This is a genomic window from Dactylosporangium sp. NPDC049742, from assembly GCF_040674675.1.
Lineage (GTDB): Bacteria > Actinomycetota > Actinomycetes > Mycobacteriales > Micromonosporaceae > Dactylosporangium > Dactylosporangium maewongense.
In genome coordinates this window covers 494,832-518,762 of sequence record NZ_JBFANF010000001.1, presented here as the reverse complement: position 1 = coordinate 518,762, position 23,931 = coordinate 494,832, and the positions used below count along the sequence as shown (strand labels likewise).

The 23,931-nt window shown below is 69.0% G+C and carries 22 protein-coding genes, 2 tRNA genes, 1 pseudogene and 1 riboswitch; of the genes and pseudogenes, 8 read left to right on the top strand and 17 right to left on the bottom strand.

Annotated elements, in window-relative coordinates; genetic code table 11:
- Positions 1 to 52 precede the first annotated feature (52 nt).
- The 4 genes from AB0J72_RS02360 to AB0J72_RS02345 form a co-directional block, all read right to left on the bottom strand.
- Complete coding sequence (locus tag AB0J72_RS02360; protein WP_363393529.1) at positions 53 to 526, bottom strand: hypothetical protein; 474 nt, start codon at positions 524 to 526, stop codon at positions 53 to 55.
- A 455-nt stretch (positions 527 to 981) separates the two neighbouring features.
- Entirely contained in the window at positions 982 to 1,530 is a 549-nt protein-coding gene (locus AB0J72_RS02355) for a Uma2 family endonuclease (RefSeq protein WP_363393527.1), read from the bottom strand.
- 218 nt (positions 1,531 to 1,748) lie between these two features.
- Positions 1,749 to 1,822 (bottom strand) — tRNA-Gly (locus AB0J72_RS02350).
- 9 nt (positions 1,823 to 1,831) lie between these two features.
- A complete protein-coding gene (locus AB0J72_RS02345) occupies positions 1,832 to 2,338 on the bottom strand; it encodes a pyridoxamine 5'-phosphate oxidase (protein ID WP_344508369.1) in 507 nt (168 codons plus the stop codon).
- Positions 2,339 to 2,404: 66 nt separating this feature from the next.
- Here AB0J72_RS02345 and AB0J72_RS02340 point away from each other — a divergent pair, with 66 nt between their 5' ends.
- A complete protein-coding gene (locus AB0J72_RS02340; protein ID WP_363393525.1) occupies positions 2,405 to 2,860 on the top strand; it encodes a MarR family transcriptional regulator in 456 nt (151 codons plus the stop codon).
- 9 nt (positions 2,861 to 2,869) lie between these two features.
- Positions 2,870 to 3,448: a dCTP deaminase gene (gene dcd, locus AB0J72_RS02335; protein ID WP_344508373.1), complete on the top strand. Its 579-nt coding sequence runs from the start codon at positions 2,870 to 2,872 to the stop codon at positions 3,446 to 3,448.
- Between the two features lie 22 nt (positions 3,449 to 3,470).
- Here the strand turns inward: dcd and AB0J72_RS02330 are convergent, their stop codons facing one another.
- The 4 genes from AB0J72_RS02330 to AB0J72_RS02315 all read right to left on the bottom strand — a co-directional run bounded on the left by AB0J72_RS02330 (position 3,471) and on the right by AB0J72_RS02315 (position 7,884).
- On the bottom strand, positions 3,471 to 4,442 hold the full coding sequence (locus tag AB0J72_RS02330; RefSeq protein WP_363393523.1) for an NlpC/P60 family protein: 972 nt from the start codon (positions 4,440 to 4,442) through the stop codon (positions 3,471 to 3,473).
- A gap of 9 nt (positions 4,443 to 4,451) precedes the next feature.
- Positions 4,452 to 4,584: riboswitch (cyclic di-AMP (ydaO/yuaA leader) on the bottom strand.
- Positions 4,585 to 4,680: 96 nt separating this feature from the next.
- Positions 4,681 to 5,274, bottom strand: a complete 594-nt coding sequence (locus AB0J72_RS02325; protein ID WP_363393521.1) for a LamG-like jellyroll fold domain-containing protein — start codon at positions 5,272 to 5,274, stop codon at positions 4,681 to 4,683.
- A gap of 275 nt (positions 5,275 to 5,549) precedes the next feature.
- The gene (locus AB0J72_RS02320) at positions 5,550 to 6,563 is read right to left on the bottom strand and encodes a hemolysin family protein (RefSeq protein WP_363393519.1); all 1,014 of its coding nucleotides are present in this window, start codon (positions 6,561 to 6,563) and stop codon (positions 5,550 to 5,552) included.
- Positions 6,556 to 7,884 (bottom strand): hemolysin family protein, encoded by a 1,329-nt coding sequence (locus tag AB0J72_RS02315; protein WP_363393517.1) that lies wholly within the window; start codon positions 7,882 to 7,884, stop codon positions 6,556 to 6,558. The genes AB0J72_RS02320 and AB0J72_RS02315 overlap by 8 nt, the downstream gene beginning before the upstream one ends.
- 180 nt (positions 7,885 to 8,064) lie before the next feature.
- Between AB0J72_RS02315 and AB0J72_RS02310 the strand changes: the two genes are divergently transcribed.
- Positions 8,065 to 8,298 carry a hypothetical protein gene (locus AB0J72_RS02310; protein WP_344508383.1) on the top strand — a complete coding sequence of 78 codons (234 nt, stop codon included), beginning with the start codon at positions 8,065 to 8,067 and terminating at the stop codon, positions 8,296 to 8,298.
- Between the two features lie 38 nt (positions 8,299 to 8,336).
- Here AB0J72_RS02310 and AB0J72_RS02305 read toward each other — a convergent pair whose 3' ends face one another.
- Both AB0J72_RS02305 and AB0J72_RS02300 read right to left on the bottom strand, forming a co-directional pair.
- Positions 8,337 to 10,484 (bottom strand): (Fe-S)-binding protein, encoded by a 2,148-nt coding sequence (locus tag AB0J72_RS02305; RefSeq protein WP_363393514.1) that lies wholly within the window; start codon positions 10,482 to 10,484, stop codon positions 8,337 to 8,339.
- 206 nt (positions 10,485 to 10,690) lie between these two features.
- Positions 10,691 to 10,975, bottom strand: a complete 285-nt coding sequence (locus AB0J72_RS02300; RefSeq protein ID WP_360568745.1) for a cell division protein CrgA — start codon at positions 10,973 to 10,975, stop codon at positions 10,691 to 10,693.
- 130 nt (positions 10,976 to 11,105) lie between these two features.
- Between AB0J72_RS02300 and AB0J72_RS02295 the strand changes: the two genes are divergently transcribed.
- The 4 genes from AB0J72_RS02295 (at position 11,106) to AB0J72_RS02280 (ending at position 14,014) form a co-directional block, all read left to right on the top strand.
- On the top strand, positions 11,106 to 11,915 hold the full coding sequence (locus tag AB0J72_RS02295; RefSeq protein ID WP_360568744.1) for a DUF881 domain-containing protein: 810 nt from the start codon (positions 11,106 to 11,108) through the stop codon (positions 11,913 to 11,915).
- A 79-nt stretch (positions 11,916 to 11,994) separates the two neighbouring features.
- Positions 11,995 to 13,053 (top strand): class E sortase, encoded by a 1,059-nt coding sequence (locus tag AB0J72_RS02290; RefSeq protein ID WP_363393512.1) that lies wholly within the window; start codon positions 11,995 to 11,997, stop codon positions 13,051 to 13,053.
- A 4-nt stretch (positions 13,054 to 13,057) separates the two neighbouring features.
- Complete coding sequence (locus AB0J72_RS02285; protein ID WP_363393510.1) at positions 13,058 to 13,360, top strand: hypothetical protein; 303 nt, start codon at positions 13,058 to 13,060, stop codon at positions 13,358 to 13,360.
- A 9-nt stretch (positions 13,361 to 13,369) separates the two neighbouring features.
- Positions 13,370 to 14,014 carry an aminodeoxychorismate/anthranilate synthase component II gene (locus tag AB0J72_RS02280; RefSeq protein WP_363393508.1) on the top strand — a complete coding sequence of 215 codons (645 nt, stop codon included), beginning with the start codon at positions 13,370 to 13,372 and terminating at the stop codon, positions 14,012 to 14,014.
- Positions 14,015 to 14,101: 87 nt separating this feature from the next.
- On the opposite strand, the gene pknB is transcribed toward AB0J72_RS02280, so the two are convergent.
- From pknB to AB0J72_RS02245, 7 genes and pseudogenes are all read right to left on the bottom strand, one after another.
- On the bottom strand, positions 14,102 to 15,829 hold the full coding sequence (gene pknB / locus AB0J72_RS02275; protein ID WP_363393940.1) for a Stk1 family PASTA domain-containing Ser/Thr kinase: 1,728 nt from the start codon (positions 15,827 to 15,829) through the stop codon (positions 14,102 to 14,104).
- A gap of 1,052 nt (positions 15,830 to 16,881) precedes the next feature.
- Positions 16,882 to 17,682: pseudogene (locus AB0J72_RS02270) on the bottom strand (serine/threonine-protein kinase); the annotation flags it as partial.
- A 13-nt stretch (positions 17,683 to 17,695) separates the two neighbouring features.
- Positions 17,696 to 19,216, bottom strand: a complete 1,521-nt coding sequence (locus AB0J72_RS02265) for a penicillin-binding transpeptidase domain-containing protein (protein ID WP_363393506.1) — start codon at positions 19,214 to 19,216, stop codon at positions 17,696 to 17,698.
- Positions 19,213 to 20,682, bottom strand: coding sequence for an FtsW/RodA/SpoVE family cell cycle protein (locus AB0J72_RS02260; protein WP_363393938.1), 1,470 nt, complete (start codon positions 20,680 to 20,682; stop codon positions 19,213 to 19,215). Before AB0J72_RS02260 ends, AB0J72_RS02265 begins: the two co-directional genes overlap by 4 nt.
- A gap of 75 nt (positions 20,683 to 20,757) precedes the next feature.
- On the bottom strand, positions 20,758 to 22,176 hold the full coding sequence (locus tag AB0J72_RS02255) for a protein phosphatase 2C domain-containing protein (RefSeq protein WP_363393504.1): 1,419 nt from the start codon (positions 22,174 to 22,176) through the stop codon (positions 20,758 to 20,760).
- Positions 22,173 to 22,652: an FHA domain-containing protein gene (locus AB0J72_RS02250; protein WP_327007183.1), complete on the bottom strand. Its 480-nt coding sequence runs from the start codon at positions 22,650 to 22,652 to the stop codon at positions 22,173 to 22,175. Before AB0J72_RS02250 ends, AB0J72_RS02255 begins: the two co-directional genes overlap by 4 nt.
- A gap of 86 nt (positions 22,653 to 22,738) precedes the next feature.
- Positions 22,739 to 23,515 (bottom strand): DUF3662 and FHA domain-containing protein, encoded by a 777-nt coding sequence (locus AB0J72_RS02245; protein ID WP_344508403.1) that lies wholly within the window; start codon positions 23,513 to 23,515, stop codon positions 22,739 to 22,741.
- Positions 23,516 to 23,674: 159 nt separating this feature from the next.
- Here AB0J72_RS02245 and AB0J72_RS02240 point away from each other — a divergent pair.
- Positions 23,675 to 23,757 (top strand) — tRNA-Leu (locus AB0J72_RS02240).
- The last annotated feature ends 174 nt before the right edge of the window (positions 23,758 to 23,931 follow it).

The following is a 23,931-nucleotide window of genomic DNA, read 5'->3' as shown; positions in this document are numbered from 1 at the left end:
GAACTGCGGCCCGGAAGCAATCGCTTCCGGGCCGCAACCAATCACGCGCATTTCAGGTGTCGTACTCGCCGTCCCAAGGCTCGTGGAACCCAAGCTCTTGAGGGTAGAGCTCAGCCCATGGACCGCCGTGACCCTCGTAAGGATCGTCGATGGTCTCGTCAATGAGGCCAAAGATGACGTCGTCGAAGTCGGCTCGGAAGGGCCGGATGGCGATGTCGCAGTAGGTGACTGCCCCAAGGTTCGACAGCCAGTCGGACAGCATCTGCTCGGCTTGTTCGAAGGCTGCAGGACCGTCGGCCCGGACGCCGGCGCACCAGATGTCCGAGCCCAGGTGATGCCCGCTGTCGTCGAAGCGATGGAGCACCGCATAGATCCGCTGCTGGTGACGCCAATCGTCTCCCCGCGTGACACTCTCTTGGTATGCGCCAGTGATGTCAGCGAAGAACTGCCCACCTGCATACCGACCGATGCGGTCAGTCCGATAGTCAGGCACGTACTTGATCGGGATCACTTCCGGAAGCCGCACAGCGCGAATCGTAGCCAGCCTGGAGCAAACACGCCCCGACAGCTGACAGACGGGCGAATGGCCCGCTCATGGCACGCCGGGCTCAGCCAGCGGCTCGCCGAACCCGGAGCGTCAGCCGGCAGCAAGCTGAGGTGCTTGGTGCGCCTCAGCCACGACGGCTGCTGACCACAGATCGTGAGGTCTGGGGTTCGGACCCCAGGCGGGTATGGCGAGGGCTCCCGGTTCGCGCTTCCCGCGAACAGAGGGCCCTCAGGTCCGAGCGGGTGAAGGGAATCGAACCCTCACTGTCAGCTTGGGAACTGGACATGCAGACCCAGAACTTGCAGGTGGTGTGCTCGACGGTCCGGCACCGAGCGGCCTACAGCAACCTCAGCGCGCCTGCCGTAATGGCACGCTAATGGCATGCAGGCATGATCGCGCCGAGTTCGTGGCTCGTGAGCTGACCGAAGAGGTACTCATCCCACGTCCGGGGTAGTGGTCAGCAGCCAGGCAAGAGGCTGTGTGTCATCGGAGTTGACATATCCCGCCGCCTGAACGTCCAGCGTCAGCCGATGCACGGTGTTGCCGGCGTCTCGCTCCACGATCCAGTAACGCGGAATGCCAGCCTTTGCATACTCGTCCTTCTTCGTCACCCGATCGGCAACTTCTGAGCCCTTGGAGACGACCTCGACGGCGAGAAGCAGGCCGTCGACGCCTGCATAGCTTGAACGTGCCCGCCGTGGAGGCCTGCCGTCAGCCCAGACCGAAAGGTCCGGTACCCGCCCACCGCCCACGTCAATGCCGCAGTCGACAACGACCTGCTCAGGACCGTATCCGTTAGTCAGGAACCAGGCGAAGATCCGCGTCACGAGCAGCGCGTGATCGGGGTCCGCTGGCGGCATGACGGACAACACTCCCTCGGGGCTGAGTTCGTAGCGGTGGTTTTCGTCGGCAGCAGCCATCGCGGCCAGATCATCCAGGGTGACCTGCGCCGGCATCTCAGCACCCACGGTCGCGGCACTCATCCCGACTCCTCTACGTCGCGCAATCCGAGGCTACCGCAGCAAGCGCCCGACGCGAGGCCTCAGGACTCTGCGATGCCTCACCGGCCCGAACGCCGTCAGCCTCATTGAAACAGCTGACACTGAGCCCCAATGGCCCGCTGATGGCCCAGAGGCGGTTCGAGTCGGCCGACATGCAACGAAGCCCTGGCGGACCTCAGTCCTGACCAGGGCCTTAGCGTTGGAGCGGGTGAAGGGAATCGAACCCTCACTGTCAGCTTGGGAAGCTGATGTTCTGCCATTGAACTACACCCGCGAGCGACGCCTACTGTACCGAATCCGCGGCCGCCGTGCACGGACCATTCCGGCGGGCTTTGGGAAGTCGGGGTAAGCGGTCGCGCCAGAGGGTCTTGGTGGAGGTGAGGGGGGAGTCGCGCTGGACGATCATCGCTACCTCGATGGTGAGGGCGTAGAGCTTCCAGTCCACGCGTTGCGCGGCTCGCATCTGGAGGGCCAGGGAGGCCACGACCAGGGGATCCATGACGGGGGCGGCGCGGCCTGAGAGGTACGCCTCGTCGGAGGTGTCCTCGGCGGGGAAGCTGTGCAGCGCGTAGCGGCCGTCGCGGTCGAGGTCGTGGCGCTTCGGGGAGGGGAGGATGAAGCAGTAGAGGCCTTCGTCGGTGATGACGGGCATCACGGGGTGGACGCGGGGCCCTCCGTCGGGGCGGATGGTGGCCAGGTAGCCCATGCCGGGGCCGTACTGGCAGATCAGGGTGCGGATGGCCGTCGCCAGCAGAGGCTCGGCCGCGGAGAATTCAGCCCACGTCGCCATGCCCCCAATTTACTCGTACACGTGTACGAAAAGTGTGTGATTCCACGAATGAAGGACAATGACCCTGTGGGTGATGCGAGCGGCGAGCTGATCGACCTGCTGAGGAAGTTCAACCTCGAGGCCGACCGGTTCCTGGAGGTGTTCACCCGCCAGCACGGGCTGCACCGCACGGACATGAACGCCGTGGCGTACATCTGGCGGGCGACGGAGGAACGGCAGCCGCTGACGCCCGGGGAGCTGGCCAGGACGCTGCGGCTGAGCCCGGCGGCCACGACCGCGTTGCTGGACCGGTTGGAGAAGGCCGGGCACGTCGAGCGCCGGCACGACACGGAGGACCGGCGTCGCGTACACCTCGTGATGCAGCCGCCGGCGAAGGCCTTGGCGCAGGAGTTCTTCGCGCCGCTCGGGCGGCACATCCGGGAGGCGCTCGCGGAGTTCGACGAGCACGATCTGGACGCCGCGAAGCGAGTCGTCGAGGCGGTCCGAGGGGCCACCGCGAAAGCCACGAACCAAACCACATAGGGTCAGGACGTGCTGCTCTCCGACCGTGACCTGACCAAAGAGCTCGCCGACGGCCAGTTGCGGCTCGAGCCGTTCGACAAGGACCTGGTCCAGCCGTCGAGCATCGACGTGCGGCTCGACCGGTGGTTCAGGGTGTTCAACAACCACCTGTACACCCACATCGACCCGGCGATCCAGCAGGACGACCTCACCGCGATGGTGGAGGTCGACGACGGCCAGCCGTTCGTGCTGCACCCCGGGGAGTTCGTGCTCGCCTCGACGCTGGAGGTGATCAGCCTCGGCGATCAGCTCGCGGGTCGGCTGGAGGGCAAGTCGAGCCTGGGGCGGCTCGGGCTGCTGACGCACTCGACCGCGGGCTTCATCGACCCGGGGTTCTCCGGGCACGTGACGCTCGAGCTGTCCAACGTGGCCAATCTGCCGATCATGCTCTGGCCGGGGATGAAGATCGGGCAGCTGTGCATCTTCCGGCTGTCGTCGCCGTCGGAGCACCCGTACGGGTCCGCGGTGTACGGCAGCAGGTACCAGGGGCAGCGCGGCCCGACGGCGAGCCGCTCCCACCAGAACTGGCGGACCTGGCCGACGACGTAAAGGCCGGCCAGGTCCCGAAAATCTAAGCCACTCTGCCGTACCCGGAGATCGGTGCGGTGTCGATCTTCTTCATGCGGACCACGTCGCCGGTGGTCGGGGCATGGACCATCCAGCCGCCGCCGACGTACATCCCCATGTGGTGCATGTCGCTGTAGAAGAAGACCAGGTCGCCGGCCTTGAGGTCGGCTCTGGTGACGCGCTTGGTGTCCGAGTACTGCCACTTGGTGTAATGCCGCAGCGTGTGGCCGGCCTGCTTCCAGGCGTAGAGCGTGAGGCCCGAGCAGTCGAAGGTGTTGGGGCCCTCGGCCGCCCACACGTACTTCTTGCCGATCTGCTGGCAGGCGACCTGCGCGGCCTTCGCGGCGTCGCCGCCGGAGTATTCGACGGGGCAGGCGACGGGGCGCAGCTCGCCGGTCGCGCCGCTGGAGCCATACGCCTTCGTGCGCATGTCGTTGAGCGTCTTGATCTCGGCGTTGATGGTGGTTTCCTTCGTCGCCATCTCCGCCTCGGCGGCCTTCTGCTTGGCGATCAGCTCGTCGAGCGGCTTCTTCTGGTCGTCGAGGACCTTCTTGCTGTCCATGACGTCCTTGATGCCCTCGGCCTCGTCCTTGGCCAGCATGTTCAGCATCACGAGCTGCTCGGCGAAGGTGTCCGGCGAGCCGGTCGTCATCAGCGCGTTGAAGCTGGAGACCCGCCCGGTCTTGTACTGCAGGACCGAGAACGCGCTCACCCGCAGCAGCGCGCTGTCGACCTGCGCCTGCAGCGGGTCGATCTTGCTCTTCAGCTGCGCCTGCTTCGCCAGGTTGGCCTTCAGCTCGCCCTTGAGCAGATTGTGCTGCTCGATGATGGGCTCGACTTCATTCCACTTCTTGTCGATCTGCGCTTCGAGCTCGGCGGGCGTCGGGTCCGCGTGAGCGAGTCCGGTGATTCCGACGGCGAGCGAGAGACCGCTGATCGTGGCAACGAGGAGCCGAACCAGACGGTTGGGCCGCATGGAGGGGGCACTCCTTCTTCCAGCCGCCTACCGGGTTAGCTGACGGGTTCGGACGGGAAGGTCGTCCTACCGCAGATCGCGGATTCACCCCGATGACGCAGGTGGGTCCCCGGTTCAGAAATCGACTCGGCGGTGCCGTCTGGCGCACCCGTGGTGGGCGCGGACATCCATCCGACCGGAATTTACGGTATGGCGAGTGACCCAGTGGAGCAAGCGGGTGTCCGATTTAACCGAAAAGTCAGGGCGCCCGAGTGATGAACACATCATCAATTGCACCGGCGAACTGGTCGTTGTTCGCACTGGTTCCCTTACCGCCAATACAGAGTGGATCCGCGTTCACTATGGACAGTGACGGAGGAATGGTCGCCCGACCCCTGGGTTGACCGTCCACGGCCACCGTGAGCAGGGCGTCACTGCGCGAACACTCGATCCGGTGCCACCGCCCGTCGGCCACGGTGAGCGATGCGAGGGCTACGTAAATGGTAGATCCGCCCACGCCGACAATCACGCAACTGGGGCGCCCGGCGGCGCCGTCCACCTGCAACTTGAACTGACTGTCACCGACCGAGAACCCTTTTTGCAGAACATTGGCGCCTTTGGAAGTCTCATTGGGCGCGACGAGCACGCTCGCGCCATACGAGAACGCTTCCTGGCCCGGATTGAGGAATTCAGCGGGGCCGCTCTGCAGGATGGCGCGTGCGCAACTCTCCGCACCGTAGTGCTCACACGGCCGGGGAAATCGCACCGCGAGTCCGCCGTTGTGCGGCACGGTCGACAGCTGGCCGCCGGCCCTGCGGATCCGCAGCGGGAGCCGGCCCGCGCCGTCCAGCACCGGTCCTGTGATCCCACTGTCGAAGCTGTACCGCAGGACCGTGGCCGAAGGCGCGACGGCAACGAACGAGGGCGCGGCCGGGGAAGAGGGTGCCGCCCCGGACATCGTGGCGTGACCGGGCGAGGGCCGAGCCGACGGCGCGGATTCATGAGGTTGCTGTCGCGTGGGGGAAGCACAGCCGGCGAGAGGCACGAGCGCAGCCAGGAGGAGGAGCCACGTACGCATAACCGGACATTATGCCGAAATCCGGGAGGCAAAATCCCGGCTGAACACGATCAGGGGACGGATTGCCCGACGACCGCGGTGAGCACGTCGTCGAGGGTGACCACGCCGATCGGCACCCGGCCGTCGCTCACCAGCACGATGTGCTGCCGCTCCCGGCGCATCGCCAGCAGCAGCTCGGCGAGGGTCCTGGTCGGCGGCACGATGCCGAGCGGGCGGATCAGGTCGAGCGGGATCGGTGCCCGCCGCTGCGGGCCGACGAACCCGAGCACGTCTTTGACGTGCACGAAGCCCAGCACCCGCCGCGACGACCGCTCCACGACGGGGAACCGCGACCGGTTGGTCCGGGTCGCGAGGACCTCCAGCGACGCCGGCGACACGTCCTCCGCCACGGTCGTGATCTCCGACCAGAGCCGGAGCGCGTCGCGGGCCGTGCGCCGGCTCAGCGCGAGCGCGCCGGTGATGCGGGCGTGCTCCTCCGGCGCCAGCAGGCCCTCCGTGGTGGCCTGCGCGGCCAGGCCGGCGAGCTCCTCGGCGGTGAAGACCGTCTTGACGGAGCCGGTCGTCTCGATCCGCCACAGCGACAGGATCACCCGGGACGCCCACTTCATGGCGACCAGGACCGGCTTGAACACCATGCAGAACGCCAGCATCGGCGGCCCGAGCCACAGCACCGCCCGCTCCGGCGACGCCAGGGTCAGGTTCTTCGGGACCATCTCGCCGATGACGGTGTGCGCGAACACGACCACGCCGAGCGCCAGGACGAACGCCACCGGGTGGATCAGCTGGTGGGGCATGTGCAGCGCCTCGAACGGCCCCTGCAGCCCGTGCGCGAGCGCCGGCTCGGCCAGCGCGCCGAGGCCGAGGGAGCAGATCGTGACGCCGAGCTGGGCGCCCGCGATCATCAGCGGGATCTCGCCCATCGCCCGCAGCGCGGTGCGGGCCCGGCGGGACGTCGTGGCCATCGGCTCGATCACCGTGCGCCGCGACGCGATCAGCGCGAACTCGCTCGCGACGAAGAAGGCGTTGCCGAGCAGCAGTAGTACCGTGATCAGCAGGTCACTCATCGTAGGCCTCCGGGCGCACGACACGCACCTGCTCGATCCGGCGCCGCTCGACTTCCACGACGGTGAACTCCCAGCCCTCTTCCTTCCAGATCTCCCCGACGGAGGGGATCCGGCCCAGGCGGGCCATCAGGAAGCCGGCGAGCGTCTCGTACGGGCCCTCGGGCATCCGGAAGCCGGTCACCTCGGCCAGCTCGTCCTCGCGCAGCACGCCGTCGACGAGCAGGGTGCGCTCGTCGCCGGGGGCGGTCAGGTCGGGCATGCCGTGCGCGGTGGTCGGCTCCTCCTCGATGTCGTGCTCGTCGACGATCTCGCCGACGAGCTCCTCGACCAGGTCCTCGACGGTGACGACGCCGTCGGTGCCGCCGTACTCGTCGACGACGATCGCGAAGTCGGATTCGCCGCGGCGCAGCGCCTGCAGGACGCCGTCGAGGTCGAGGCTCTCCGGCACGAACACCGGCTCCCGCGCGACCGCGCCGACCCTCGTGGTGGGCCTGCGCACCGGCGGCACCCCGAGCGCGTCGGTGACCGTCACGACGCCGGTGACCTGGTCCAGGGTCTGCACGTAGATGGGGAAGCGGCTGTACCCGGTCTGCACCGACGTGGCGAGCAGGTCGGCGACCGTGGCGTCGGCGCGCAGCGAGATGACGTCGACGCGCGGGGTCATCGCCTCGGCGGCGCGCTTGTCGCCGAAGCGGATCGTGCGCTGCAACAGCACCGCGGTCTCCCGCGGCAGGGCGCCGGCGCGGGCCGAGATCGCCGCGAGCAGGCCGAGCTCCTCCGGCGAGCGGGCGCTGGCGAGCTCCTCCTGCGGCTCGACGCCGAACCGGCGCACGATCCAGTTGGCGGAGCCGTTGAGCAGGCTGATCAGCCAGGAGAACAGCTTGGAGAACATGCGCTGCGGCCCGGCGGTCGCCCTGGCCACCGGCATCGGCTTGGCGAGCGCGGCGTTCTTCGGCACGAGCTCGCCGAAGAGCATCGACAGCAGGGTCGCCAGGATCAGCGCCGCGACGTGGGCGGCGCCCTTGGTCATGGTGCCGAACACCGGCTCCAGCAGCGGCTCGAAGATGTGCGCCAGGGCCGGCTCGGCGAGATAGCCGGCGAGCAGGGCGGTGATGGTGATGCCGAGCTGCGCGCCGGACAGCTGGAAGGACAGCTCACGCAGCGCCACCCGGACGGTGCGGGCCTTGCGGTCGCCACCGGCGGCCTGCTGCTCGATCTCCGCCCGGTCGACCGTGACCAGGGCGAACTCGGCCGCGACGAAGCCCGCGTTCGCCGCGGTGAGCAGCGCGAAGGCCAGGAGGGGCAACAGGGTGGTGAACACGCGCGCGCGACGATCCCTTCGAGGTGACAGCCGATTGTTCCACGTGAACCCACGCTCCGCCGACGGCGGCCCGCTCGAATGTCACCCGTATCGAGAGGCGTAGATCACCCTCCCTCTTTCGGGGACTTCTCGCACCCCGAAGCAGCCTCGATGCTGTGAAAACGACCCAAGGAGGGCGGTATGGGAGCGGCACTGATCGGTGTCTTCATAGCAGTCGTCGCCGGGTTCGCCGCCGGCAGCGCCAACACCAAGGCCAAGCGCGCGCGGCTGGACTACTCGCGCACGAAGGCGCTGGTCCCGGGCGCGCGCAAGGCAGCGTGGTCGGAGAGCCTGCGTGGCCTTCGCGTGATCGCGACGGCGGCGGCGGTACTGGTAGCGCTGGCGATGGCGATGAACGTCATCGGGCAGCGCTGACCCGTCCTTCAGGAAGCTAGAGCGAAAAGTCCGATTTGTCAAGAATTGTTGGACGACAGCGACCGGAGCAGCACCGACGCCACGTCCACGACCTCGACGTCGTCCGGGGCGGCGCCCGCGGCCTTCTTGCCCGTGACCCCGTCGCCGAGCATCGTCAGGCAGAACGGGCAGGACACGGCCACCGTCTTCGCACCGGTCGACAGCGCCTCCTCGACGCGCTCGACGTTGATGCGCTTGCCGATCCGCTCCTCCATCCACATGCGCGCCCCACCGGCGCCGCAGCAGAACGAGCGCTCGGCGAAGCGGTCCATCTCGACCAGGCCGGCGTCGTCCTGGGTGGACGCCACCGCGCCGAGCACCTCGCGCGGCGGGGCGAAGACGCGGTTGTGCCGGCCCAGGTAGCACGGGTCGTGGTAGGTGATGGCGCCGTCGACCGGCTGCACCGGGGTGAGCTTGCCGGCCGAGACCAGCTGGGCGAGCAGCTGCGTGTGGTGGATGACCTCGAAGTGGCCGCCGAGCTGGCCGTACTCGTTGGCGAGGGTGTTGAAGCAGTGCGGGCAGGTCGCGACGATCTTCTTGACGCCGGCCTCGTTGAGCGTCTCGACGTTCTGCTGCGCGAGCATCTGGAAGACGAACTCGTTGCCGATGCGGCGGGCCGGGTCGCCGGTGCAGGTCTCGCCCTGGCCGAGGATCGCGAACGACACGCCCGCCTCGTTGAGCAGGGTGGCGACGGCGCGGGTCGTCTTCTTCGCGCGGTCCTCGAAGGCGCCGGCGCAGCCGACCCAGAACAGGTACTCGAAGTCGCCGCCGTCGGCCACGTTGGGCACCGTGAAGTCCAGGCCCTTGGTCCAGTCCTCGCGGGTCGACTGGGCGGCGCCCCACGGGTTGCCCTTGTTCTCGAGGTTGCGGAGCATGACGCCGGCCTCGGTCGGGAAGTTCGACTCGATGAGCACCTGGTAGCGGCGCATGTCGACGATGTGGTCGACGTGCTCGATGTCGACCGGGCACTGCTCGACGCAGGCGCCACAGGTGGTGCACGACCACAGCACGTCGGGGTCGATGACGCCGTTCTCGTCGACGCCGCCGATCAGCGGGCGGTCCTTCTCCGCGAGGGCGAGGACGTCGACCTTGGCGAGCGCCTCCTCGGTCGCCGACGAGCCGCCCGCCAGCAGGTAGGGCGCCTTCGCGTAGGCGTGGTCGCGCAGGCTCAGGACCAGCAGCTTCGGCGAGAGCGGCTTGCCGGTGTTCCAGGCCGGGCACTGCGACTGGCACCGCCCGCACTCGGTGCAGGTGGAGAAGTCGAGGATGCCCTTCCACGTGAACTGCTCGACCTGCGCGACGCCGAACTGGTCCTTCTCCGGGTCGGCCTCCTCGAAGTCGAGCGGCTTGCCCTCGCTCATCATCGGCCGCAGGGCGCGCAGGCCCGAGCCGGCGCGGCCCGGCTCGCGCTTGAAGTAGATGTTGAAGAACGCCAGGAAGCGGTGCCAGGCGACGCCCATCGTGATGTTGCTGGCGATCACGATGACCCACGTCATCGACACGACGATCTTCAGCATGGCGATGAGGCTGACGGCGGTGGCGCTGGCGGGCAGTACGGCGCCGAGGCCGTGGCTGACCGGCGCGGCCCACACCGGCCACTCGAGCGTGTCGTTGGCGGCCTTGAAGCCGCGGATGAAGAAGCCGCAGAGCAGGACGGCGAGGATCGTGTACTCGACGTAGTACGCCTGCCACATCGTCGAGCCGGTGAAGCGGGAGCGGCGGTTGGGGTTGCCCGGCAGGTTGCGCAGGCGGATGCCGATCAGGACCAGGATGCCGATGAAGCCGAGCACGCCGATCCACTCGGTGACCAGGCCGTAGACGTTCCAGGCGCCGATCAGCGGCAGGCCGTGGTCCGGGTCGGCGACCTCGAAGTACGCCTCCAGCACCAGCGACGACAGCGCCATGAAGGCGATCATGACGAACCAGTGCGCGGCGCCGACCACGGTCCACCGCAGCATCCTGGTGTGCCCCAGGGTCTCGGCGAGCATCGTCTTGAGGCGCAGGCCGCGCGGGCCGCTCCGGGACGGGTCGGGTTGACCCAGCCGCACCACGGAGAGCATCCGGCGCACGGTGCGCACGACGAGCACGATGGCCACGACGGTGATCACCGCCGCGACACTGGTCGCGATGATCTGCACTGGGCCCATGCCGTTTGCCTCCCACGCCGCTGGTCCTTCAGGAGACCTTAGTCCCCCTGGTTACTCATGAGTAACGTGAAGTTTGTCGCAGCACACGCTATGACGCGCGGATGCGACACCCACAGGCGACGCCGCAAGTTGTGACGGAATAGCGCCAAATGCCCCCTCGGCGCGCGAACGCACCGAAGGGGCTGTGACGGAGCAGGGGAACTAGATCAGCGCCACTTGGACAGGACGCCGAGCGAGGCCACGAGGAACCCGAACCCGATGGCCAGGTTCCAGTACTGGAGCTTGGCCACGGCAGAGAACGCTTCCACGTCGAAGAAGCCCTGCGTCAGGTAGTACGTCACCAGCCACCCGATGCCGATCACGATGAGACTCACCGCGAGGATCGGCACCCAGACCGGGCTCGGACGGCGCTTGGCGGCCACCGTCTCCTGTGGGCGCAACTCCGCCGGCGGCGTGTACACCTTCTTCTTACGAACTGTCGACTTCGGCACGGCGCTCTCCTGGAGGGGTCGTCTGGCCAACACTATCCACGTGACGCCGCCACCTCCGCCAGCGTCGGCCTGAATAATGTTCTACGTCTAGCGTAGTCAAGTCGGCACGCGTCCGGGGGGAGGGGTCGTGGTGGAGTACACATCGGGCGATTCCTCGTGGGCCCGCGCCCTGCGCAGGCTCGGCCGCGCTATGCTGCCGCACCCCCGCAAGGGCCAGCGTTTCGGCTGGTCAGCGGCGACTCCGCTGGTTTTCGCGGCGGCCGGGCTGCTCTTCTCGCTGACCGCGGCGACCGCGGGCGGCACGGATCTGCGCGACGACCGGCGCCCCGAGCTGACCAACCTGATCGCTGGAAGAAAACAGGAAATCGCCACGGCCCGCGCCCGGGCCGCCCGGCTGCGCGGCGAGATCGAGGCGCAGCAGCAGAGCCAGGAGGGCGCGGACGGCGCCGTCGGCGAGCAGCGCCGCCGCGGCGAGAGCCAGCTGGCCGGCGCCGGGCTGACCGCGGTGCACGGCCCGGGACTCGTGGTCGTGCTCGACGACGCCCCCAGACGGCCCGACGGCAGCCGCCCGGCGGGTGCCCGTCCGGACGACCTGGTGGTCCACCAGCAGGACGTACAGGCCGTGGTCAACGCGTTGTGGGCCGGCGGCGCCGAGGCCATGACGCTCATGGGAGTCCGGGTCATCGCCACGAGCGCGGTACGCTGCGTTGGCAACACGCTGCTGCTCGATGGTCAGGTGTATTCGCCCCCGTTTGAGATCGCCGCGATCGGTGACCAGGTGCGCCTCCAGCGCTCGCTCGACGACACGGAGGGAGTTGCGCTGTTCAGGAACGCCGCGGACAACTTCGGCCTGGGCTACCAGGTGCGGATGGAGGCAGACGTGCAGGCGAAGGCCTACGACGGCTCCACCGCGCTCCGGTCGGCGACGACCGGGTCCTGACCATGAACGGGGCGCAGCGGAGCGAGGAGCCGCGAACCATGAACGCAGCTTGGCTCAGGCCGACGCGGAAGGCGGCGGCATGAGCGACGCGCACCGTCCCCGGCATCGCGCCCTCGACCAGGACGACATCGCGACCCGGATGATCCCCCGCATCCGGGACGACCGCCCGCCCATGGACGCCGCCGAGACCGTCACGGCGGGACCGGCGGGACCGGCGGACGCCACCGCCTACATCCCGAAGTTCACCGAGCACAGCGGGCCGCCAGGAGCGGCCGACGCCACCACGGTGCTGCCGAAGGTCCCCGCGGCGGCGGAAACAACCCCAAAAGCCACCCCCCAGGATGAACCGGAAGCGACTACGGAGCCTGACGCCGAAAAGGGTGTCAAGGTCGTGCCGTTGCGGCCGGTCCGCACCCAGGAGGGTTATCGCAGCGTGTACTCCGAATACACGAGGACCACGTTCGGCACGGTCGTACGGGCGGTCAGCCGGGGCACCGGCGAGTTGCTCATCACGTTCGGCCTCATCGTGCTGCTCTTCGCCGGCTACGAGGTCTGGGGCAAGTCGGCGATCGTCGAGGCGCACCAGGACGAGCTCAACCGCCAGCTGGAGCAGCAGTGGTCCCACCCGGAGCCCGACCCGACCGTGTCGCCGTCCGGACCACCGGCACCGGTCGCCAAGCCCGCCAACGGGGCGGTGATCGCCTCCGTCCACATCCCGCGGCTCAAGAAGAAGTGGGCCGTCGTGCAGGGCGTGACCGCCGCCGACATCCGCTACGCGCCGGGGCACTACCCGGACACCGCGCTGCCGGGCCAGATCGGCAACTTCTCGATGGCCGGGCACCGCACGCCGGCGATCTGGTGGGACCTCGACCAGCTCAAGCCCAACGATCCGGTGGTCATCAAGACCCAGGACACCTGGTACGTCTACCGCGTGATCGGTCACGAGATCGTGCTGCCCACGGCGGTCCAGGTCGTCGCGCCCGTGCCGGGCAAGCCCGGGACGGCACCCACCGAGGCGCTGCTGACCATGACGACCTGCAACCCGAAGTTCAACAACTACCAGCGGCTCGTCGTGCACGCGAAGCTCGACCGGTCCCAGCCCGTCTCCGCCGGCGACCCCGCCGAGCTGAAGGGATAGCCGCGTGTACGGATGGATCTGGCGGCACATCCCCTTCAAGCAATGGCAGCTCAAGTCGCTGGTCTCGGTGATCCTGATCGGTGCGCTCGGGGCGCTGCTGTGGTACAAGGTCTTCCCGGCGGTCGAGCCGATCCTGCCGTTCGACGACGTCCAGGTCGAGACCACCGACCAGGACGGCGGACAACTGCAGCAGCCGAGCACAGACCCGTCGCAACGGCCGTCGACACAGTCGTCGACGCAGCCTTCCAAGCAGCCGTCGAAGCTGCCCACGAAGACGCCGTCAGCCCCGCAGGTCCTACCGAGCTAGGTGAGCCGCTTGCGCATCCTGGTCGTCGACAACTACGACTCGTTCGTGTTCAACCTGGTCCAGTACCTGGGCCAGCTCGGCGTCGAGTGCGACGTGCGCCGCAACGACGAGATCTCGGTGGAGGAGATCGGCGCGGCGCGGCCGGCCGGCATCCTGCTCTCCCCCGGGCCGGGCACGCCGGAGCGGGCCGGGATCTGCATGGCGGTCATCCGTGAATACGCGGGCAAGATCCCGATCTTCGGGGTGTGCCTCGGGCACCAGGCGTTCGGCGCGGCATTCGGCGCCACCGTGACCCGCGCGCCCGAGCTGCTGCACGGGAAGACCTCTCTGGTCACCCACGGCGGCCAGGGCGTCCTCAAGGGGCTGCCGGACCCGTTCATCGCGACCCGCTACCACTCGCTCGCCGTGGTGGAGTCGACGCTGCCGCCGGAGATCGAGGTGACCGGCCGCACCGAGTCGGGCGTGATCATGGCGATGCGCCACCGCGAGCTGCCGATCGAGGGCGTGCAGTTCCACCCCGAGTCGGTGCTCACCCAGGGCGGCCATCAGATGCTGGCGAACTGGCTGGCCGCCTGCGGCCTCCCCGCCGCGCTGGAGTGGGCGCCGGAGCTCGTCGCCGAGGTGGAAGCCCGCCGGATCGCCGCGTTCGCGTAAGGCGCCCTGTGCATAACCCTGTGGATAACTGCCGTGTTATCCACAGGGTACGTACGGTGATGGGTGGAAAAACCGGGTGAACCGGGCCTAATTGCCGGGCGAGGCGCTGCCGCTCGGCTTCGGTGAGCCGGACTGGTTGCCGCTCGCCAGCACCCCGATCCGCAGGGTGATCACTTCGGTCTTCATCAGCACCCTGCCGGTCGGCTGCGACGCGCTGATGACCAGGCCGTCCTTGGTCGGGTCGATCACCTGCGTCTCCGTCGTCTTCGGGTCCGCCGTGAAGCCGGCCGTCTCGAGCAGCGCCTGCGCCTGAGCGAGGGTCTTGTTCGAGACGTCGGGCATGACCGCCTGGTTGTTCTTCGAGACGTAGATCGTGACCGTGGAGCCGATCTTCACCGATGAGCCGGCCGGCGGGTCGGACTCGATGACCTCGTCCTTCGGCTGGGGGCCGTCCTTCGCGACGACGTTGGGCTTCAGGTTGAGGTTGGTCAGCAGCCTGCTGGCTTCGTCCTTGGTGGACCGGATCAGGGTCGGGATGATGGCCATCGAGGGCGCGCCGCAGAGTTCGTAGTCGATCTGGGTGCCCGCCTTGACCTCCTGGCCCTTCGGCGGGTTCTGCCGGGTGACCGTGCCGGTCTTGCAGTTCTCGTTGGCGCCGGGGCGCCCGTCGCCCTCCAGCTTCGCTGCCCGCAGCGCGTCGCGGGCCTCCTGCTCGCTCTTACCGACGAGATCGGGCACCGTCGCCATCGGCTCCTGGTTGGCCAGGTAGAGCCCGATCGACAGCGCGGCGACCGCGAGCAGGCTCAGCACCGTGAGCGCGACCGCGATGCCGGTGGAGTTCTTCCGCTTCTGCCGCTGCGCGGCGCGGGCGGGCTGGCGCGAGGCGGGCGGCGCGGGCCGGTAGGCGGTCTGCGCCGCCATCACGGTCGCCATCTCGTCCTCGGTCATGACCGGCGGCGCCGAGACCGGGCGGCCGGCCGCCGCGCGCATGACGTCGGCGCGCATCTCGCCGGCGCTCTGGTAGCGGTTGAGCGGGTTCTTGGCCAGGGCCTTGAGCACGACCGCGTCGATATCGGGGGTCACGTCGCGGTTGCTGCTGCTCGGCGGCCGCGGGTCTTCCCGGACGTGCTGATAGGCCACCGACACCGGGTTGTCCCCGACGAACGGCGGATGGCCGCACAGCAGCTCGAAGAGCACGCAGCCGGACGCGTAGACGTCGCTGCGGGCGTCGACGGGCTCGCCGCGGGCCTGCTCCGGCGACAGGTACTGCGCGGTGCCGATGACCGCGGAGGTCTGCGTCATCGTCGTGGCGCCGCTGGCCAGAGCCCGCGCGATGCCGAAGTCCATCACCTTGACCTGGCCGGTCTGGGTGAGCATCACGTTGCCGGGCTTGATGTCCCGGTGGATGATGCCGTGCCGGTGGCTGAACTCCAGCGCCGCGCAGATGTCGGCGGTGATCTCCAGGGCCCGCCTCGGCATGAGCCGTCCCTCGGCCGCGAGCACCTCTTTGAGGGTGCGGCCGTTGACGAACTCCATGACGATGTAGGGCAGTTCCTCGCCCGCGGGCCCCCGCTCCTCGCCGGTGTCATACACGGCGACGATCGCGGGGTGGTTGAGCGAGGCGGCATTCTGCGCCTCACGGCGGAACCTCAGCTGGAAGGTCGCGTCGCGGGCCAGGTCGGTGCGCAGGGTCTTGATCGCGACATCGCGGCCAAGGCGCAGGTCACGGCCCCGATGGACCTCGGCCATGCCGCCATAGCCAAGCAACTCCCCGACCTGGTAACGGCCGCCGAGGAGGCGAGGCTGGGCGGTCATGTCGTGTCGTCCTTCGGTCATCGACTCTTACCTTGCCACGTCTTGCGACGAGAACCCATTCCGATCCAGCCCGTCGGGACGATCCGGCCCGCCGGGACGCACCCGTCCGGCGGGACGGATCACCCTGTCTTGACGCACAGGCCGCCGACGTTTGTCTCGCCGGGCGGGCAGGACGGCTTGTTGCCGGCTGCCGGCTGCGACGAGTTGCCGGCGCTGGGCGACTCGCCCGCGCCACCGTTGTCGTCCGACGGCTCGGTGGTCGGCAGCTTGCCGCCGCCCTCCTGGTAGAACACCTCGATGTCGCCCACCGGGGTCGTCGGGCCGCACGGCTCGACCTTCAGCACCTGGCCCGGGATCGGCTTCTTGCCGTCCTGCGGGGTCTCCTTCACCTTGAAGCCCTGCCGCTGCAGCTGCCGCACCACGTTCGCCCGCGTCTGGAGCCTGGACCAGTCGCACGGGATGTTGACCGTCTTACCGGTCGGCTTCGCGCTGGACGGCGCCTGCGAGGCCGCCGCCGTGGTGCCCTGGCTGCTCGGCGTGTCCTTCGTGTCGTTGCCGCTCATCGCGTACCAGATGCCGCCGACACCCAGCAGCAGCACCAGCACCGCGGCGGCCGCGCCGAGCAGCACCATCGTGTTGCGGTTGCCACCCGGCCGGTTGTTGGACGGCGGGGCCGGCTGGTAGCCGCCGGTGGGCGGGTAGTTGCCGGCGTCGCCCGGGAAGTACGCGGTCTCGTTGCTGGGCGGCGGCGGGACGCCTGCCGCGCCGCGGGCGGCGTGTCCGGCACCTGCCGCGGCGACACCCGGCGGCGGAACCGCGCCACCGGGCATGATCCGCGTGCCGCCGGCGCCGATGCCCGGCGAGGTGGGGGCGCCGCCGGAGATCGGGGTGCCGAACGCGCCCGACATGGGACCGCCGGAGACCGGAGGGCCGGAGACGGGGGTGTACGCGACGGGCGAGCCGGGCGGTCCGACCGGCGACCCGGGCGGGCCGAGCGGCGCCGCCATCGGGATGCCCGGGCCGGACGTGGTGCCGCCACCGGCGCCGGAGACCCGGCGGGCGGCCTGCGCCATCGCGGCGGCGCTGGGCCAGCGGGCCGACGGGTCCTTGGCCATCGCGCGCTCGACGAGCTGCGCGATCGGCGGCGGGATGTCGGCGGGCAGCGGCGGCGGCATGTCGCGGACGTGCCGCATCGCGATCTGCAGCGGGTTGTCGCCCTCGAAGGGGCGCTGCCCGGACAGGCACTGGTAGGCGACCACGCCGAGGGCGTACACGTCCGACAGCGGGGTGGCCTGCGCACCGGAGGCCTGCTCCGGCGAGATGTAGGAGGCGGTGCCGAGCACCGAGCCGGCCGCGGTGAGCTGCGCGGCGGCGGCGGAGCGGGCGATGCCGAAGTCGGTGAGGACCAGCGTGCCGTTGGGCCGCACGAGCAGGTTGCCGGGCTTCACGTCGCGGTGGACGATGCCCTTCTCGTGCGCCGCGTGCAGCGCGTCGGCGGCCTGGGCGACGAGCGCCATGGCCCGGGCCGGGGTCAGCCGGCCGACGCGGGACAGCGTCCGGGAGAGGGCGTCGCCCTCCACGTACTCCATGATCAGGAAGGCGGTGCCGCCCTCGCTGCCGTAGTCGTAGATGTCCACCACGCCGGGGTGGTTGATGGTGGCCATGGTGCGCGCCTCGTCGCGGAAGCGCTGGGCGAAGCCGGCCTCCTCCAGCAGCGAGGGCAGCAGCACCTTGATCGCGACCGTGCGGCCGAGCACCTCGTCGGTGCCACGCCACACGTCACCCATCCCACCGCCGGCGATGCGCTCGTCCAGGCGGTAGCGCCCACCCAACGTGGTGCCGGCGCTCAACATGTCGCGCACCTCATTATTTGATGCCCTTTTCGTCCGCGTATGCCTTCATGACCAGGCCGGCGATGCGAGCCGCCTCCGCGCTGCCACCCTTGCCAGCGTTCTCGAGGAAGACCGCGACCGAGATGATCGGCTTGCCGTCCTTCATTGCGAAGCCGATGAACCAGCCGTGGTCACCGGCATCGTCACCGTCCTCCGCCGTTCCGGTCTTACCACCAACCTGCAAGCCGGGGATGTTGGCGTTGCGGCCCGTGCCGTCACGGGCAGTGACGACACTGAACATCATCTGCTGCAGCGAAGCTGCCACGTCGCCGCTGATCGGGCGGCCCAGCTCCTTCGGGTCGGTCCGGTCGGCGTTGGACAGGTCGGCGTTCTGCAGACGGTCGACGATGTAGGGACGCATCTCGCGCCCCCCGTTGGCGACCGTCGACGCAATCATGGCGCCTTGCAGCGGAGACATCTTCACTTCCCGCTGTCCGATGCTCGACTGAGCCACGGCCGGCGGGTCGACGCGGTTGTCGTCGCCTGCGGTCATCGGGCCGGTGTGGCTGGCCGCGACGTTGCAGTAGTTCTTTTCCTGGTCCTCGATGAAGCGCGGCTGGGCCTCGAAGCCGAACGCCTGCGCCATCGACTTGAGCTTCTCCGCACCGAGCCGCTCCACGCCCATGCGGGCGAAGACCGTGTTGCACGACACGGTCAGCGCCTGCTTCAGCGTGATCTGGTCGGGGCAGATGCCCTCGTGGGCGTTCTTGATGCGGAACGTCGAGGTCTGCGGCGGCTGGTAGAACTCGCCACCCGGCACGACCGAGTCGGGCGTCAGCGACGAGTCCGCGGACAGCGCCGCCGCCGACGTGATGATCTTGAAGGTCGACCCGGGCGGGTAGATCTCCTGCACCGCGCGGTTGAGCATCGGCTTGGCCGGGTCGGTGTCCAGCTTCTTGTAGTTGGCGCTGGCGGCGTTGATGTCGTGGGTGCTCAGCAGGTTCGGGTCGTAGCTGGGCAGCGACACCTCGGCGAGGATCGCCCCGGTGGCCGGGTCCATCGCCACGACCGCCCCGCTCTTCACGCCCTTCTTGTTGTTGCCGAGCTGGGTGTACGCGGCCTCCTGCGTCGCCTGCGACAGCGTCAGCAGCACGTTGCCGCCGGCCGGGTCCTTGCCCGTGAACAGCCCGGCGATCCGGTCGGCGGCCTGCTTGTCGGAGGTGCCGATCAGGAAGTCGTTGTTGAGCTTCTCCAGGTTGGTCGCGCCGAGGTTGACCGGCTTGAAGCCGATGACGTGCGCGTACTTGTCCTTGAGCGGGTACGTGCGGAGGAACTTCAGCGTGTCGCCGGTCTCCTGCGAGTCGGCGATCGCGATGCCCTGCGCGTTGATGATCTTGCCGCGGGCGCGCTCGTACTCGCTGGCCTGGACCCGGCCGTTGCGCGGGTGCGTCCGATAGTCGTCGGCCTTGACCACCTGGCGGTAGTTCAGATTCACGAACAGCATCGCGAACAGCACCAGCGCCACGACGCCGACCCGGCGCAGTGGGGCGTTCATCGCACGACCTCCGTGGGAAGCTCTTGGATCTGGACCGGCGCGCCGCCCCCACCACCGGTGGACACCCCGCCCAGCCCGATCGACGGCGCACCGCCGGCCGGGCGTCGCGACGCGTCCGAGATGCGCAGCAGCAGACCGATCAGCAGCCAGTTGGCCACCAGCGACGAGCCACCCGCCGAGAGGAACGGCGTGGTCTGGCCCGTCAGCGGGATGAGCTGGCTGATGCCACCCACGATGACGAACACCTGCAACCCCAGCGTGAACGCGAGGCCACCGGCGAACAGCTTGCCGAAGGAGTCCCGCACGTTGATCGCGGCGCGCAGGCCCCGCTCGACCAGCAGCAGGTAGACCACGAGCAGGGCGGTCAGGCCGAAGAGCCCGATCTCCTCGCCCATGCCGGAGAAGATGAAGTCGGTGCGCACCTCGGGCACCTTGAGCGGCTGGCCGGCGCCGGGGCCGGCCCCGGTCAGCCCGCCGGTGCCCAGGCCGAGCAGCGACTGGACCAGCTGGTAGCCCTTGTTGTCCGCGTCGGCGAACGGGTCGAGCCAGGTGGTCGCGCGCTCGGAGAAGTTGAGGAACGGGCCGCCGACGGTCTTGCCGAGGAAGTACGCGAGGAACGCGCCGCCGAGGAAGAAGGCCAGGCCGATGATGAGCCAGCTGACCCGGACCGTCGCGATGTAGAGCGTCACGACGAACATGCCGAAGTACATGAGCGAGGTGCCGAGGTCCTTCTCGAAGACGAGGACCATCAGCGACAGCAGCCAGACCAGCACGACCGGGCCGAGGTCGCGGCCGCGGGGGAAGTCGACGCCGAGGATGCGCTTGCTCGCCATCGACAGCACCTCGCGCTTGCGCACCAGGTAGTAGGCGAAGAAGACCAGCAGGCAGATCTTGGCGAACTCACCGGGCTGGATCGAGAAGCCCGGGAACTTGATCCACAGCTTGGCGCCGTTGATCGAGGAGAACCGCGCCGGCAGCACCGCCGGGATCAGCACCAGCACGATGCCGGCGAGCCCCAGCGTGTACGCGTAACGGGACAGCGACCGGTGGTCCCGCACGATCGCCATCAGGATGATCGCGCCGACCACCGCCGCGGCGGTCCACCCGAGTTGGCGGAAGCCGTCGCCGCCGAAGACGCTCAGGTCGGCCCGCTGGGGTGCCTTGGCGTTGGCGAGGTCGAGCCGGCGCAGGAAGGCGACGCCGAGGCCGTTGATCAGCGCGACCGCCGGCAGGATCACCGGGTCGGCGTACGGCGCCAGGAACCGGATCGCCATGTGGGCGACCCCGAAGATGATCGCAAGGATCGCGGTCTGCACCCAGAAGTCCGCGGTGACCTCGCCGATCGCGTTGCCCTCGACGACCCCCGCGTAGATGACCAGGATCGCGGCGACGAACAGCAGCAGCCCCAGCTCGACGTTGCGCCGGGTGCCCGGCCGCGGCGCACCGGCCCCGCCACCCGGGTCCATGGGCGACGGGGAAGGGATGGCTGTTGCGGTCACAGCAGAATTCCTCTTGGCCTCGCGGTCAGGGTCATCGTCGGATCAGCAGCTGGCGGACGGGGACGGAGTCTCGGACGCCATCGGCGGCTCGGTGGTCACCGCGGCCGTGGTCGGCGCCGGCGACGCGGCACCCGTGCCGGCCGAGACGCTGGCGGACATGCCGGGCACGACCGCGCCGGTGGGGCTGGCGGACGCGTCGGTGGTCGGCTCGCCGCTCGGGCACGGCTGCTTCCGCGACGGGTTCTCGGGATCGGTCAGCGCCGCGAGCTTGTCCTTGGCCTGGTCCAGGTTGTCGACCTGGATGCCCTGCTTGACCGTGCTCTGGGCGGCCGGGGTCAGGTCGTCGAGCTTGAGTTCGCTCGGCTGGTAGACCTCGGACAGGTCGATCCACGCGATCTTGCCCGGGACGCCCTTGAAGATCGCGACGGTGCCGTCGTCGGTCGCGCCCACGTAGTAGCGCGACTGGGTGACGCTCCACCCGTACCAGAGGCCGCCGCCGAGCAGGCCCAGCAGCACCACCAGCAGGACGACGGTGCGCACCGGGTGGCGCTTCGGGCGGCCGGCGTCGTCACGGGCGGTCGCCGCGGCGTGGGCCCGCGCGTCCTCGTCGGACTCCGGCACCGGCGGGCGCGGCGCGGCGAGCGCGGCACCCCGGGCCGAGGACATCGACTGGTCGGCGGACGTGGCCATGCCGCGGTCCTGGGCGGCCGCACCCCCGACGATCGGCCGCTCCTCGACGATGTCCTCGTCGGTGACGTCGGCGACGATCACGGTGATGTTGTCCGGGCCGCCACCGCGCAGGGCGAGCTCGATGAGCCGGCCGGCGCACTGGTTGGGGTCGACGTACTCGCGCAGCGTCGACTCGATCGTCTCGGCGCTGACCACGCCGGAGAGCCCGTCGCTGCACAGCAGGTAGCGGTCGCCCGTCTTGACCTGGCGCACCGAGTACTCGGGGTCGGCGTCGCGCCCGTCGAGGGCGCGCGTCAGCAGCGAGCGCTGGGGATGGCTGTTGGCCTCTTCCAGGCTGATCCGGCCCTCGTCGACGAGCATCTGGACGTACGTGTCGTCCTTGGTCACCTGGGCGAACTCTCCGTCACGCACGATGTACGCGCGGGAGTCGCCGATGTGAACCATGCCCATCTTGGTGCCGGAGAACAGCATGGCGGTGAGGGTGGTGCCCATGCCTTCCATGGCCGGGTTTTCCTCGACGGCGTCGCGGATCTGCTGGTTGGCCAGGTCGACGGCGCCGCGAAGCGTGTCGATCATGGCGTTTCCGGGCACATCCTCGTCGAGCGGCGCCATGGTGGCGATGACGATGTTGCTGGCGACGTCACCGGCGGCCATGCCGCCCATTCCGTCGGCAACGGCGAGCAGCCGCGGTCCGGCGTAGACGGAGTCCTGGTTTCCACTCCGAATCAGACCGCGGTCACTGCGGGCCGCGTAGCGCAAGGTGAGGGTCATGGCCGTAACTCGAGTGAAGTGCGTCCGATGCGAATCGGCACGCCGAGGGGGACGGGGGTAGGTGCGCCGACCTTGGTCTTGTCGAGGTAGGTGCCGTTGGTCGAGCCGAGATCCTCGAGGTACCACTGGCCGGCGCGGGGCACGAGGCGGGCGTGCTTCGCTGAGGCGTAGTCATCGGTGATCACCAGCGTCGAATCCTCGGCGCGGCCGATTGTGATCGGCGCCTCACCGAGTGTGATCCGGGTGCCCGCCAGTGAGCCGGCGGTGACGAAGAGCTGGTGGGCGGTCTTGCCGCGCTTCACCTTCGCCGGACGGCCAGGAGCCGTCGCCGCACCAACCCCCCGGGGTGCGGCGACGATCCGGCTCGTTCGAGAGCCCGCGAACAGGTCGCGCCGGATCACTCCCACCACCGTGAACACGAAGATCCACAGCAGCACGAGCAGCCCGTAGCGGGCGACCGTAATGACAAATTCCATCTACGACCTATCAGGGGCCCGGAGGCCCGGTCGAGCAGGTGCACTCATGCAGATCCGCCTAACGTCGACCACGTGGTGCAGGGACTTCAGCCATCCACGCGGTAGGTGAGCGTGGTCGTGCCGAGCTGGATCATGTCACCGGGATTCAACGCGACCGCGGAGACGCGTTGCCCGTTGACCATCGTGCCGTTCGTCGAGCCGAGATCGGTGAGCACCACCTGCGCACCGTCGAAGTCGAGTCGCGCGTGACGGCGCGAGATGCCGACATCTGGCAGGCGCATGTTGGCCTGATCGCCCCGGCCGATCACGGTCGAGCCGATCGACAGAGGGTAGCTTCGCCCGTCGCCGGACACCAGTCGTACGTTGCGGGCGGGCCCACCGGGGCCGCCGGGGCCGGGACCGTAGCCGCCGCCCTGGTTGTAGCCGCCGTAGGGGTCGGGCGCGGCCTGGGGCGCGACCTCGCCGCCGGTGTAGACCTCGGCCGTGACCCGGAACATGCCGGTGTCGAGGCCGTCGCCCCGCTCGATCTCGACGATGACGTCGCCGTAGACCGTCCACCCCTGCTCGCCGATGAACTCCGCCTGCGACTGGGCGAGCTCCTGGGCGAGCGCGGCGGCGTACGGCGCCAGCCGACTGTGGTCATAGGGCGACAGGTCGATCACGTAGCGATTCGGCACGAGCGTGCGCCCGCCAGCCAGAATCGCCTTGTGGGCTTCCGCCTCCCGTTGCATGGCGTTGAGGATCTCCACGGGGTGGACGACCCCCTTGAAGACCTTTGCGAAGGCCCCCTCGACCAGGCCCTCTAGGCGCTTCTCGAAGCGCTGCAGCACACTCACCGGTTCCTCCTCGGGTTCCGAGGTCATGATGGTATCCGGACGTCGCACGCCCGGTTGCATCCTCACCGGCTAGCCCGTGCTACTCTTCCGTGGCGCCCAGGGCAGCCTAGTACTAACCCGGTGAAAACGCCGAGTTGGCACACGCTACGCTGGGCACTGCCAGACGATGAGCCAGCTCGTCGTCAAGGGGAAGTGGCGGAATGGCAGACGCGCACGGTTCAGGTCCGTGTGCCCGAAAGGGCGTGGGGGTTCAACTCCCCCCTTCCCCACACAACGATGAGCGCACTCTGTTCGCGGAGTGCGCTCATTTTTTCGTTGCGTCCTCCCTCGCGCGAGGCTGAAGCCTCGCTCCCCATTGGGGGAGCTTCGCTCCACCCACGCCTCCTCAACAGCAGCGGGCGGTTGGTCGTGCGTCAAAATAGCGACTCTCGCGTGCGGGGTAT

Bases quoted from the DNA above. Each gene is read 5' to 3' on its own strand.
- AB0J72_RS02345 (WP_344508369.1), bottom strand. From the start codon at position 2,338: ATGGCGACGTGGGCTGAATTCTCCGCGGCCGAGCCTCTGCTGGCGACG.
- AB0J72_RS02265 (WP_363393506.1), bottom strand. From the start codon at position 19,216: ATGAACGCCCCACTGCGCCGGGTCGGCGTCGTGGCGCTGGTGCTGTTC.
- AB0J72_RS02250 (WP_327007183.1), bottom strand. From the start codon at position 22,652: ATGGAATTTGTCATTACGGTCGCCCGCTACGGGCTGCTCGTGCTGCTG.
- AB0J72_RS02245 (WP_344508403.1), bottom strand. From the start codon at position 23,515: ATGACCTCGGAACCCGAGGAGGAACCGGTGAGTGTGCTGCAGCGCTTC.
- AB0J72_RS02355 (WP_363393527.1), bottom strand. From the start codon at position 1,530: ATGAGTGCCGCGACCGTGGGTGCTGAGATGCCGGCGCAGGTCACCCTG.
- AB0J72_RS02320 (WP_363393519.1), bottom strand. From the start codon at position 6,563: ATGAGTGACCTGCTGATCACGGTACTACTGCTGCTCGGCAACGCCTTC.
- AB0J72_RS02255 (WP_363393504.1), bottom strand. From the start codon at position 22,176: ATGACCCTCACCTTGCGCTACGCGGCCCGCAGTGACCGCGGTCTGATT.
- AB0J72_RS02305 (WP_363393514.1), bottom strand. From the start codon at position 10,484: ATGGGCCCAGTGCAGATCATCGCGACCAGTGTCGCGGCGGTGATCACC.
- AB0J72_RS02310 (WP_344508383.1), top strand. From the start codon at position 8,065: ATGGGAGCGGCACTGATCGGTGTCTTCATAGCAGTCGTCGCCGGGTTC.
- AB0J72_RS02330 (WP_363393523.1), bottom strand. From the start codon at position 4,442: ATGCGGCCCAACCGTCTGGTTCGGCTCCTCGTTGCCACGATCAGCGGT.
- AB0J72_RS02260 (WP_363393938.1), bottom strand. From the start codon at position 20,682: ATGGACCCGGGTGGCGGGGCCGGTGCGCCGCGGCCGGGCACCCGGCGC.
- AB0J72_RS02290 (WP_363393512.1), top strand. From the start codon at position 11,995: ATGAGCGACGCGCACCGTCCCCGGCATCGCGCCCTCGACCAGGACGAC.
- pknB (WP_363393940.1), bottom strand. From the start codon at position 15,829: ATGACCGCCCAGCCTCGCCTCCTCGGCGGCCGTTACCAGGTCGGGGAG.